This window comes from Roseicyclus salinarum, from assembly GCF_029624655.1.
GTDB classification, from domain to species: domain Bacteria; phylum Pseudomonadota; class Alphaproteobacteria; order Rhodobacterales; family Rhodobacteraceae; genus Roseibacterium; species Roseibacterium salinarum.
In genome coordinates, this window is sequence record NZ_JARRSA010000002.1 from 33,970 (window position 1) to 46,245 (window position 12,276).

The 12,276-nt window shown below is 62.0% G+C and carries 10 protein-coding genes; 1 reads left to right on the top strand and 9 read right to left on the bottom strand.

Features of this window, described 5'->3' with window-relative positions:
- Positions 1 to 21: 21 nt before the first annotated feature.
- From P6F26_RS01660 to P6F26_RS01670, 3 genes are all read right to left on the bottom strand, one after another.
- The gene (locus tag P6F26_RS01660) at positions 22 to 813 is read right to left on the bottom strand and encodes a glycosyltransferase family 25 protein (RefSeq protein ID WP_278026900.1); all 792 of its coding nucleotides are present in this window, start codon (positions 811 to 813) and stop codon (positions 22 to 24) included.
- A gap of 63 nt (positions 814 to 876) precedes the next feature.
- On the bottom strand, positions 877 to 2,715 hold the full coding sequence (locus tag P6F26_RS01665; protein WP_278026901.1) for an ABC transporter ATP-binding protein: 1,839 nt from the start codon (positions 2,713 to 2,715) through the stop codon (positions 877 to 879).
- A 381-nt stretch (positions 2,716 to 3,096) separates the two neighbouring features.
- Positions 3,097 to 3,924, bottom strand: coding sequence for a class I SAM-dependent methyltransferase (locus P6F26_RS01670; protein WP_278026902.1), 828 nt, complete (start codon positions 3,922 to 3,924; stop codon positions 3,097 to 3,099).
- 181 nt (positions 3,925 to 4,105) lie between these two features.
- Between P6F26_RS01670 and wecB the strand changes: the two genes are divergently transcribed.
- On the top strand, positions 4,106 to 5,182 hold the full coding sequence (gene wecB / locus P6F26_RS01675) for a non-hydrolyzing UDP-N-acetylglucosamine 2-epimerase (RefSeq protein ID WP_278026903.1): 1,077 nt from the start codon (positions 4,106 to 4,108) through the stop codon (positions 5,180 to 5,182).
- Here the strand turns inward: wecB and P6F26_RS01680 are convergent.
- The 6 genes from P6F26_RS01680 to P6F26_RS01705 all read right to left on the bottom strand — a co-directional run bounded on the left by P6F26_RS01680 (position 5,128) and on the right by P6F26_RS01705 (position 12,200).
- Positions 5,128 to 6,705: a glycosyltransferase gene (locus tag P6F26_RS01680; protein ID WP_278026904.1), complete on the bottom strand. Its 1,578-nt coding sequence runs from the start codon at positions 6,703 to 6,705 to the stop codon at positions 5,128 to 5,130. The genes wecB and P6F26_RS01680 overlap by 55 nt on opposite strands.
- Before the next feature lie 29 nt (positions 6,706 to 6,734).
- Positions 6,735 to 7,850, bottom strand: a complete 1,116-nt coding sequence (locus P6F26_RS01685; protein ID WP_278026905.1) for a DegT/DnrJ/EryC1/StrS family aminotransferase — start codon at positions 7,848 to 7,850, stop codon at positions 6,735 to 6,737.
- Between the two features lie 3 nt (positions 7,851 to 7,853).
- Complete coding sequence (locus P6F26_RS01690; protein ID WP_278026906.1) at positions 7,854 to 8,426, bottom strand: acyltransferase; 573 nt, start codon at positions 8,424 to 8,426, stop codon at positions 7,854 to 7,856.
- Positions 8,423 to 9,373 carry a Gfo/Idh/MocA family protein gene (locus tag P6F26_RS01695; protein ID WP_278026907.1) on the bottom strand — a complete coding sequence of 317 codons (951 nt, stop codon included), beginning with the start codon at positions 9,371 to 9,373 and terminating at the stop codon, positions 8,423 to 8,425. Before P6F26_RS01695 ends, P6F26_RS01690 begins: the two co-directional genes overlap by 4 nt.
- Positions 9,374 to 9,382: 9 nt before the next feature.
- Complete coding sequence (locus tag P6F26_RS01700; RefSeq protein ID WP_278026908.1) at positions 9,383 to 10,678, bottom strand: nucleotide sugar dehydrogenase; 1,296 nt, start codon at positions 10,676 to 10,678, stop codon at positions 9,383 to 9,385.
- Positions 10,679 to 11,027: 349 nt separating this feature from the next.
- Entirely contained in the window at positions 11,028 to 12,200 is a 1,173-nt protein-coding gene (locus P6F26_RS01705) for an NAD(P)/FAD-dependent oxidoreductase (RefSeq protein WP_278026909.1), read from the bottom strand.
- Positions 12,201 to 12,276: the final 76 nt, after the last annotated feature.

A 12,276-nucleotide genomic window follows, 5' to 3' on the forward strand; every position in this document is an offset into this window, starting at 1 on the left:
ATGGGCTTCCTGCGAGTTTTCTCAATCGTGCGGAGACTCGTGGGTGAAGTCGCGCCACCTGGCCCCTCGGGTCATTGCGGCAAGCTGCGCAGGCGCCCGGTTGACCTCCTGCCAGAGCCGCCGGAGCCGCGCCGAGACGCCCTTGGACCGGCCTTTCCGTTCGCCTGCAAGATCGGAGCCCATGTCCTCGTCGCGCTGACGGGCGAGGGCCGGCCGGACGACGGCCACCCCGAGGCGTTCGAAAAGGGGCGAGACGTTCGGGCTGAACAGAAAATGGTCGATCGGCATGTCGAGTAGCGGCTTTTCGGCAAGGATGCGCGCGGCGCCGGCTTGGGTGATCAGGTAGCAGGCCGCGCCGGCGGTGCGGGAGTGGAGCCGGTGAAGACTGCGGCCTGCGACCGGCATCGTGCCGAGTGCCGGACCGGTCAGCCGGCTGGACCGCTTCCGTCCATATTTCTCGAATTGCACGATCTCCACGCCACGCGGCAGCCAGTCCAGAGACGCGATGAACGGCGCGAGATCCGGCGAAAGCTCCACGTCGTCCTGTAGGATCAGCGCGGCCGGCAGGTCGTCGGCCACGATCCGCCTGTAGATGTCGAAATTCGTCAGCGCGCAGCACTGGCTTCCGCGACCCATGCCGACGCGGTGCCCCGAAAGGGCGACCTCCCGGGCGAGCAGCGTCTCGTCGACGGATCGCATGTCGTGCGCCGGGACGCGCTGCCAGGGAAGGTTCATGGCCTCCAGCTGTCGCGCCATGAAGGCCAGCCGATCCGGCCTGCGGTCAAGATTTATGACGAAGATCGAGGGCTTCATGTCATGGGGAATCCGGGTGTGGCCGCCACCATGCCGGGGCCGGACGGCACCTTCGGCCGCCGTTCAGTCACCCGAGGCCGCCTTCCATTCCGGGTCAACCTCGGCATCCTCCTCGGCGGCCTTTTCGTCATCCTTCATCGCGAGGTTGAACAGGGTCTGGTAGCGCTCGTTCTCGCGTTCGAGCCGCTCGTGCCGGTCGAACGCGACGACCTGCCCCGCGTCCAGCATCAGCACGCGATCGACGTAGTTCAGCGTCGAGGGTCGGTGGGTCACGAAGAGGATCGTCGCGCCGTCCAGCTCGTTCACGACCGTCTCCATGATCAGGCGCTCGTTCTGGACGTCGAGGGCGCTGGTCGCCTCGTCGAAGATGTAGATATTCGCGTTCTTCGCGAGAGCCCGCGCGATACCGACGCGTTGCTTCTGGCCGCCCGAGAGGTTCGAGCCGTTGGGGCCTACGCGCGAATCCAGTCCGTCGGGCAGGGCCGCGACAACGCTGTCGAGTTGCGCACGTCTCGCCGCCTCCTCGATCGCGGCGTCCGTCGCGTCTGGATTGCCGTCGCGGATGTTGTCGCGGATCGTTCCGTCGAACAGGAACACGTCCTGGCTGATGAAGGCGATCGATTGCCGAAGCGACTTCTCGGTGACATCGCGCAGGTCCACGCCCCCGATCAGGACGCGGCCTTCGGTCGGATCGTAGAACCGCAGAACGAGGTCGATCAGGGTGCTCTTGCCCGCGCCCGATCTCCCGACGATCGCCACTCTCTCGCCTGAGGCAATGTTGAAGCAGACGTCCTTCAACGCGGGCGCATCGGCGGTGTAATCGAAGCTGACATGCTCGAACTCCACTTCCGGGTCTGCGTCGTCGAGCGTCCGCGTCCCGGTGTCGCGCTGCCGCAAGGGCGTGTCGAGAAGCCGGTACATCCGCCCCACATGCACGAGGGATTTCTGGAGCTCGACCCAAGTCTTCGAAACCCGTTCGGCGGGTTGGTAGGCCATCAGGAAGGCCGTGATGAACGCCGTGAACTCGCCCGGCGTCTGCCCTTGCGTGATCGTCTGCCAGGCGGCGTAGATGACGAACAGGCCGATCACGACGCCGCCGAGCGCCTCCATGATCGGGACAGTGGCCGCCGTGATCTTGGCGAAGCCGAGAAGCCGTTCCTGAAGCATGTTGACGGCATCGTTGAAGCGGCGGATCGACTTGTCCTCGAGCTGGTAGCTCTTGACCGTCTTGATGCCCTGAAAGGCTTCGGATCCGATCGAGAAGAAGGCGCCCGTCAGCTCGGTCTCGGCGTTGGCGACGGCCCTTATCTTGCGGGACAGGGTGCCCACCAGCAGGAAGATCAGCGGGAACAGGATTGCCGTTGCAAGCGACATCAGCGGATCCTGGACGATCATCACCACCACGAGAGCCAGCACGGTCAGCGAGTCGGTCAGCAACCTGTTGCTGATGCCGATGACCGTTTTGCCGCACGCTTCGCCGAACATCCGAACCTGCGTCATCTGCGTGGCCGGATGAAGCCCGGCAAAGTGCCAGACGTCGTTCGTGACGGTCTTGCGGAACACGAGCTTCTGGTAGTGGGACGACACCGAGCGGTTGAACATCACGGCAATGACCGAGTTGGTGTAGTCGAAGATGCTCTTGCCGAAGGCCACTCCGATGACGAGAAACGCGATCCCGATGGCGGCGGATGCATCGCTCGCCACGAAGACGTCGTTGACGATAAGGCGCGTGGAATAGGCAAGCGCCGCGGTGAAGCCCGCCACGCCCAGCATGCAGACCAGCGATAGGGCGAAGAGCTTCCAACGTGATGGAAGGGCCTCGCGCAGCAACCTGCGCGCCACCGCCGCGGCCTCACGTCCGGAGGTGTCGGGTTTGCTGTTGAGACTGATCGCTTCGGTCACGTGCGTTCCATCACCAATGTGCTGCTGGCACCTATCAGGCCGCAAGGTGATTATCCAGACATCGGTGCTCCCGGCCAAGGTGACCCGGCGGATCGAACGCGCCCCGATTGCCCTGCGGCATCATGGGCCGATCCCGTGATGGCGCACCGCACTCGGCCAATGAGCGCCCGGATCATGCCTCCAGCGCCTGAATGATGGCTGAAAGCGCGGCGGACGCCGGTTACCTAAAGCCAAGCTCGTGTTCAACTGCGTCTTCGTTGCCGTTATGGCCGATGGGTGTCAGCAAAGCGAACTTGCTCCGACCACGACGAGCAGCGAATGCTCCTGCCGCAAATTGTGCAGTGTGGGGCGGCACGGCGGCTTGACTCAAATCAAAACCTTTCAATTGGGCTTTGATATGATCGCGAGACAATTTTCATAATTCGATGTTTCATGAATCCTGAACCTTTCAAAGACGACACTGATATTTGGAAGGTTGTCCTCGATGAAATTCTTCCAGCTTTCAGGACTCCAAAAGTTAATGTGATAACGAGAGAAGTCTATCCGCCCATCGGGAACCGATAAAATCAGTTGGCCACCTGGCGACACCGCGCGAAAGGTGTTTTGAAGCGCTTGGGCTGGATGATCAAGGTGCTCGAGAACCTCGGTACATATTACTATATCGAACTCGTTTGGGAGCGGATCGTAAATGCTGTGTTTCTGAAATTTTCCATAAGCCATCAGCTTGCGCGCATACACCAAAGCATTTTCAGAAAAATCAAACCCTGTCACGGAAGCCGGTTGACTTCCGATAAGCATCTCGTGAAGCGCAATGCCAGGTCCTGTTCCTGCGTCGGCTACGTGTTTGTGATCAAAAACAACGTCATGCTTCCGAAGCGCCGAAATAAGGGATCTTCCAAATCGGCGGTAGGGTTCTTCGTCCACAACTTCGGCGAAGAAGCCATCCATGCCCGCTTCCGAGTTGTGCGATTCCGGACTCACGTCTTCAACGCCCTTGCGAACGTTTCTAACCATGGCCTTCAGTTCTTCGACCCTCTTTTCCAGGGCCGCATTCCGTTCTCTCAACGCTGCATTGCGGGCGGATTCAAACCACTTGGCCGGGTTCATTTTAGACGACTTTTTTCTCTTTTTCAGTGTCTTAGTTGACAAACAGATAGCACTTCTCGCCTTCGGGCTCAAGCCACATCCTGTCCACTGCACTTCAAGCATCAAGGTTTCGAACCGCCGTTTGGCAATTCGGCGGGGTTGGGATGGCGTCGACCGATACTTGACCCCTGAACGGTAACGCCTCGATCGACGCCTCCCGGTCGCGTGGCCGGCGCGAGGTTGACCGCAGCAGTACGGCGCGGCAGAAATCCCAAAATGGCTGCAACGACGAACGGAGACCCGAATGAGAGTCTGCACCGTGCTGGGCGCGCGCCCGCAGTTCATAAAGAGTTCAGCTGTTTCAAAGGCCTACGTGCAGCGCGCCGGCGTTGAAGAAGTAATCATCCATACCGGACAACACTTCGATGCGAACATGTCCGATGTATTTTTCGAAGAGCTCGGCATACCCCGGCCAAAGTACAACCTCGGTATCTCCGGGCTTTCTCATGGTGCCATGACCGGGCGAATGCTGGAGGCGCTTGAGGAAACGTTCGAGAGCGAAAAGCCTGATTGGGTCGTGGTTTATGGTGACACCAACTCCACGATCGCCGCTGCCTTGGCCGCGTCCAAGCTTCAGATTCCGTTGGCGCATGTCGAAGCCGGTCTCCGTTCCTTCAACCGACAGATGCCTGAAGAGATCAATCGGATCCTCACCGATCACTGCTCGGACTTGCTGTTCACCCCGACCGACGTTGCCACAAAAAACCTCTTGAACGAAGGTGTCGCCCCTCAGAAGATTTTACAGGTTGGCGATGTAATGCAGGATGCGACGCTTCTGTTTGGTGAGGCTGCCGACCGTCATGCCGGGATCTTGTCGGAATTGGGTGTCACGACCAAAGGATACGTGCTCGCTACGGTGCATCGGCAGGAGAATACAGACCACCCCGAAAGGCTTTCGGCGATTCTTGACGGTTTGAGCGGCGTATCTTCGGAACTCCCGGTCGTGTTGCCTCTGCATCCCAGAACGCTTTCGCGGATGTCCAAGCAAGGATTGTCCATCGGGCCCGGTATCATTGCAGTCGATCCACTTGGCTATCTGGATATGCTGGTGCTTGAAAGAAATGCCGCAGCCATTGTGACGGACTCGGGCGGAGTGCAAAAAGAAGCGTATTTCCAGCGCGTGCCTTGCGTCACGCTGCGAGACGAAACCGAGTGGACAGAACTTGTCGATACCGGCTGGAACTGCATTTGCCCGCCTGTCTCAGCGGTTGAGATCGCACAGACCGTCCTTGATCGGGTTTCGACAGTCGGACAAGACGTTGCGCTCTACGGCGACGGCTCTGCTTCTGCCCGTATAGTGGAGCGAATACTTTCGTCATAGCTACTTGGGGCACCGAATAGATCCTGATATAGTCCAATCAGTTTTTCGGCCTGCCTTGGCCAACTGTAGACCTCAGCCAATTTTCGATCAGTTTCAGAATTTGGTCTGTAGTTTTCGGGATTTTGGATCACATCGCGGAGAGCGGCAGCAATACTCTCCGGACAAGTCTGGTCCATGACACGTCCGATCTCGAGTGTCTCCACAAAGCGGCGCATCTCGGGTAGGTCTGATACGCAGATGGGAATTCGTGCGAATGCTGCCTCGAACAACTTGTTTGGCATAGCAAGTCGATGATTGAGGGATACGTCCTGAAAGGCGCATATCGAAGCGTTCGCCGAATTGATGGCGGCGGGAACATGCTTCGCGTCGACCGGCGGTAACAAGTGAACCCTGCTGCTGACGCCCAGTTTCCTTGCGACACCCATGAACCAGTTGTCGTTTGCGGCATGACGAGGGCCAAGGCTCGCGAGATTCACATCCGGAAGGTGAACGAGCGCCTCCAGAACCTTGTCCATGCCGCGATGCGCTCTTTGGACCGCGCCCGTTGCGACGACAAGAGGTTGATCGTCAGCGAGACCGACCTGATCACGCACCGTACGAAAGTCCGCAGGTAAGTCTCCCTTTTTCAACGCACCGTGCGCGTCGGTTTCTGGAGCATTCATCACAATTGTGGGTGCTGGTCCCTGGTAACGTTGCGCATAGAGTTCTGCGATGCCCTCAGATACGGTAATCATGCGGTCGATATGTGCAAAGCAATCATTCTCGATCAATTCGGGCAACTGCGGCGCGTCTGAAGCGATTTTCGTCGCGCGGGCAGGTTCGTATTCGTGCGCATCGTACACGAGAGGGACGTTCAGTTGCCGGGCAAGCATTACACCCGCGGGCAGGCAGTAGATGTCATGTGCATGGACTGCGGCATACTGACCATCGAATTTCTCGTTCGAAAGGTTGGACCAGAAGGCAATTGACTGCGCCTGAAATTGCCGCCCTCGGTGCTTTCTCCAGTCTGCCAAAGCTGCAGAAAGACTCATCTTCTTGACGGACGCTCCTTCCTCTCGGGGCGACTTGGCATCAAACTGTCTGAGGCTTAGATGAAAGGAAAGATACGAGACGAAACGCTTGAGTTTCTTGACGCCTTTGTGCTTTCGAAAATAGGACGATTTCAGGCGATCAAAGGAGTCGGATCCGAAGCGCTCATTAAGGTGTGGTCTAATCCCGGTCAGGAATTCGCATGCAGACGCATATGGAACGTACCGATCGGCGATCGCCGGCCTCGAAGAAGTCAGGAAGTCCATGGCTTCAAAGGCAGCCAATGAAATCCCGTCAGTTCCGAAACAGGAAAAGCGCGTGACGCGGATGCCGTCGATTTCGTCATGCTGCGGCTTTCCTTCCGGCCAGTCGCAGAAGATGTGCACGTCATAGCCCGCTCTTGCGAGAGCCCGAGCTTCCTTGAGGACACGCGGGTCGGCGGTTATCTCGTGATATGTCAGGCTTATTATCGTCCCTGGTGACTCGTCTGCCATATCTTCGCGCCTCTTGTTCGGAGCCTGCATCATACAGAGGTCAGGGTCGAGATTACACGGTCCTGGTCGTCTGTTCGAAGATATGGACCCATCGGAACGCTGAACACGCGGGAAGCGGCCGACTCGCTGTGCGCCAGTCCGTTCGGATCCTTCGGAAAGCCAAGGTATGCCGTCTGCTGGTGAAGCGGTTGCGGATAGTAAACCACCGCTGGAATTCCCGCGGACTTCAGCGATCGCAACGCATTGTCCCGCTCTCCGGTGTCACGCGCCATCAGGGTGTATTGCGCCCAGATCGAGGAGACGCCCGCCGGGACCTGGGGCGTGATGAATCGGTCGGGAAGGCCGGCCGTATAGCGATCGGCCACTTTCTGCCGCGCCTCGATTTCCGACGCGTAGACCTCCAGTTTCGCAAGCAGAATTGCCGCCTGGATCGTGTCGAGGCGGGAGTTCATGCCGATCCGGACGTTGTCGTACTTTTCCGTGCCCTTGCCGTGGATCCGGAAGCTGTCGAGCAACGCCGCCAGTTCGGGGTCCTCCGTGAACAGCGCGCCGCCATCCCCGTAGCAGCCCAGCGGTTTGGCCGGGAAGAAGGACGTGGTCGTGATATCGCCGAAGGTGCCGGTCATGCGGCCGTTGTAGGTCGCGCCCCAGCCCTGAGCACTGTCGGCGACGATCTTCATGCCTTCCCGCTCGGCAATCGCGCCGAGACTGTCGTAATCCGCAGGCCTGCCGAAAAGATCGACCGGCATCACGACGGCGGGACGCAGACCTTGGTTGCGTGCGTGATCGACCGTCCGTCCGAGGCTTGTCGCCGACATGCAGTAGCTGTCGAGGTCGATGTCGACGAAAACCGGCGTCGCGCCGACGAAAGGGACGACCTCGGCAGAAGCGGCGAAGGTGAAAGAGGGCACGAAGACCGCATCTCCGGGTCCGATCCCGAGTGCCATCAGCGCCAGTTGCAGCGCGTCGGTTCCGTTTGCGCAGCTCATGCAATGCGAGGCACCGCAGAAGGCGGCGAGCTTGTGCTCGAGTTCCGCGACTTCCGGCCCCATGATGTACTGCCCGTGATCCAGAACCGCCGCGATCCGGGCGTCGATCTGGCTCCGCAGGCGCGCCTGCTGGGCCGCGAGGTCGATGAATTGCATCGTCTACTCTCCGATCAGCCTGAGTTCGCCATCTTCCTCTGCATAGCGTTCGCCGGTCCGTCCGCAGACCAGGTCCTGTCCCAGCCGCTCGCCTGCCCGGCTGACCCAGCCGATTTGCCGCGCCGGCACGCCTGCGACGAGCGCGTGAGACGGCACGTCATGTGTCACCACCGCCCCTGCCGCCACCATGCAGTAGGCGCCCAGCCGGTTGCCGCACACGATGGTGGCGTTCGCTCCGATAGTGGCACCACGGCCGACGATGGTCTCGGCGAACTCGTCCTTGCGCTCGACGTTGGCCCGCGGCGTCAGGACGTTGGTGAAGACGCAGGACGGCCCGCAGAAGACCTCGTCCTCCAGCGTCACGCCCTTGTAGAGGGCCACGTTGTTCTGGATCTTGCATCCGTCGCCGATCGTCACATGCGGTCCGGCCATGACGTTCTGACCCAAGACGCAGTTCTTCCCGATGCGCGTGTGCGGCAGGATATGCACGAAATGCCAGATCCGTGTGCCAGCCCCGATCTCGACGGGATCGTCGACATATGCGCTTTCGTGCACGACGTAGTCGGCCTTGCTCATGCGCCCACGACCTTCCGGAGATCCGGGTGCCGCTCGCCGCGGCTCGGTTCGATGGGCGCGGTGCGAATGCCGCTCACCAGTTCGATCGATGCTCGAACCTCGTCGAGCCCGTAGCCCTCACCGGCGAGGATACCGCGATAGCTTGCCGTGTGCAGGTCGGTGAAACCGCCCGAAAACTCGATTTCGTCCCCGTCCACGGTGATCGACCGGTAGGTGCTTTGCCCCGCGGGGGTCTGCGGTGGCAGGTGAGACCGGTTGATGGACAGAACCCAGCGCACGCGGGCCTTGCTGAACTCGAGATATCCGGCTGCGGCGTCCGCCGCGCGGTGATGCACCACCGACGTCCTGAGTGGCCCGAAGACGAAGGAGAGCATGTCGTAGAAATGCACTCCTATGTTCGTGGCTATGCCACCCGATTTCTCGTCCAGCCCTTTCCACGATGCATGATACCAGGCCCCGCGCGACGTGAAGTAGCCAAGGTCCACGTCATGCACCCTGTCGGCCGGTCCGGCAGCGATCTTTTCCTTCAACGCGATTATCGAGGGGTGAAGGCGAAGCTGCAGGATCGAGTTGATCCGCCGACCGCTGTCGGCTTCCAGCGCCGCGAGCGCGTCCAGTTCTGCCGGATCGAGCACGAGGGGTTTCTCGCAGATCGCGTCGGCGCCGGCACGCAGCGCGAAGGCCATATGTGCCTTGTGGAGGTAATTCGGCGAGCAGATCGAGACGAAGTCGAGAGAACCTCCCAGGAGGCGACGATCGTGGACATCCGCCTCGAAGCGCTCGAATTCGGTAAAGAAGGCGGCGTCCGGGAAATGGCTGTCCATGACGCCGACGCTGTCGTTCACGTCGTATGCGGCCACGAGGGTTCCGTCCGTTTCGGCCATCGCCTTCATGTGACGCGGTGCGATGTAGCCTGCTGCACCGATCAACGCGTAGGTCTTGGGCATCTTTTCCCCTCAGGCGCGTACGACACCCGGAACTCCGCGGAACTTGCCGCGTGTGTCCACGAGTATCCGTGCGTTTTGCCGGATCATGTCATAGTCGAAATCGGTGTGGTCGGTCAGAAGGAGCACCACGTCGAACCCGGCGATCACCTCGGGCGTCAGGTCGACCGAAGTCAGGTCGAAGCTGTGCTGGCGCATCCGCGGAAAGACCGGAACGTTGGGATCGGAGTACTCCACCTCCGCGCCCCAGTCGCGCAGCCGCTCCATCACGAAGACCGACGGGCTCTCGCGCATGTCATCGACATTGCGCTTGTAGGCAATGCCGAGGGCGAGGACCCTGGCCCCCCGCAGGCTTTTCCCGACTTCGTTCAGCGCGCGCACCGTCTTGTCGACCACGTATTGCGGCATCGACGCATTGATCTCGCCCGCGAGTTCGATGAACCGCGTATGCAGGCCGAATTCCCTCGCCTTCCACGTAAGATAGAAGGGGTCGATCGGAATGCAGTGACCGCCGATGCCGGGTCCGGGATAGTAGGCCGTGAAGCCGAACGGCTTCGTCTTTGCCGCATCGATGATCTCGAACACGTCGAGCCCCATCCTGTCGCACAGGATCTTCGTCTCGTTGACGAGGCCGATGTTCACGGCGCGATGGATGTTCTCCAGCAGCTTCACCATCTCGGCGGCTTCCGTCGAACTGACCGGCACGATCCGGTCGATGAAGGAGCCGTACAATGCTTCACCCGCGGCGAGGCATTTCGGCGTGTGGCCCCCAACAATCTTGGGGATCGTGCTTGTCTGGAAGCTGGCATTCCCGGGATCCTCACGTTCCGGGGAATACACGAGATGGAGATCTTCGCCGACCGTGAGCCCGGTGCCTTCAAGATACGGTAGAAGCACTTCCCGGCTCGTGCCGGGCCACGTCGTGCTCTCCAGGCTGATCATCTGCCCCTTGCGCAGGTGGGGCGCGATATTCTCCATGGTCCCTTCGACGAAGCTGAGATCAGGCTCGCGGTACTGGTTCAACGGCGTCGGCACGCAGATGATGAGGGCATCGCATTCATCTGCCCGCGAGAACTCCGCCGTCGCCTCGAAGCCGCGCCCTCGAAGCTCGTCGATGCGCGTGGAAGGGACGTGCTTGAGCGGACTCCTGCCCCGGTTCAGATCTGCGACGCGCGACGCGTCGATGTCGAACCCGACGACCCGGAACCCGGAGCCCGAAACGGCAAGGGCAAGCGGGATGCCGACGTAGCCCAGACCGATGATGCCGACGACGAGACTTCGATCGGCCACACGTTCAACGAAATTCATGACGGTCCTCAGGTGCTGGCGGCTTCGCCGAAGTCGGGTATCGCGTCGTGGTCGTTTTCATCTTCGCGCGCGCAGTCTCCGGCGTCCCGGGTTCATCCCCAGCCGCGCTTGCGATCCGAGGACGCGTGATCCTGCCCGGCGGTCTAGGCAATCATGGGGGCGGGAGCAAGTGCCCGCCCGGCGAAAGCCGTTCCTGGCCGGAAGTCTCGCCTGCATCCGCGCCGGAGGGCGCCGGCATTCATCACCGAACGGGCCGGGCCGGTGCCCTTGCCCTCATCGAGGGGGCGCGCGATCGAGGTCGGGACGCGCTTCGCGCTCATCCGGAGCGCCCATCCCGGGGCACCGTCCTTCATATCGCGGGCGCATCGAAATCGCACCCGTAGCCCTCCGCCGCGAGGCTGGCGCCCTCGGCCACCATCGCCCCCAACCGTCCCAGCTCGTCGGCGCACTTCGCCCCGGCCCCGTTGCCGCCCGTCAGCACGGTCACGGTCTCGTCCAGCCGCGCGATGCAGGGCTTGCCCGTCGCCGTGAATGTCACCGCGCAGGCGCCCACGGATGTCCGCTCCATCGGGAGGTCCGGCATGAGGCGCGCCAGCTCCCGCAGGAGGCCGCGTCCCGCCTCCACGCTGCCTCCGCCCCGAAACCATGCCGCCATCTCCGCCGCGCTGCCAAGGGACGGGCTCGTCGACTCCCCCCCGATCTTCACGAGCCAGCGGCCATCGGGATACAGGATCGGGGGCAGGACGTAGAGGTCGTGTCCGTGCCCCTCCGGAAAGAAGATCAGCGCGGGCATGTCCGCGAACGCGGCGGCTTGGTCTCGGCCGACCTCCGCAAAGGCGACCGTGCGCCCGAAGACCTGCAGACGGGGAGGTCTCGGCAAAAGCGCGTCCATGCCCGCATAGCCGCCCGTCGCCACGACCACATGGCCCGCCACGACGATCTGCCCGGACCCAAGCGCGACCTCGCCGCCACGGCGCCTGACCGCCGTTTCGCGCAGGACGGTGGCGCCTGCCTGCACGGCCAGCGCCTCCTCGGCGCGCCGCATCGCCCGCGGGTCGATCCAGCCGCCCGCCGGGTCCCAGGCCGCCCGCGTTCCGGGCGCGAAGCGCAACATCGTAAACCGCGCGGCGAGGGCCGCGTCCGACAGCCGGTCATGGGCGATCCCTTCGGCATCGGCGACGGCGAGAAAGGCGTCGCCGAAGGCCTTGCCATGGCCCTCGGACGGCGCCGCCATCATCCCGCCGACAGGATGGTAGAACGCAATCCCCGAACGCGCCTCGATGTCGCGGTAGCGCGCGACGGATCGCGCCGAAAGGCGCGACCAGTCCGCGTCTGCCGCCAGGATGCGCGTGATGCGTCCCGCGTCATGGTGGCTGGCGAAGGGTCCCTCGAAGGCGGCCGCGTCTTCCGGCTCGTCCGGCCCGATCAGCGCGACCGAACGCCCGGCTTCGGCGAGGTGGCGTGCGCAGGCCGTCCCCATCAGGCCTCGGCCGATCACGGCCAGGTCGAAGCGCTTTCTCATCTCCGCCGATCTCCCGGGGTCGCCTTGCCCGAGCCTGCGGCCCGCGCGCTCGCAAACCGCCCCGGACCCGCTCCCG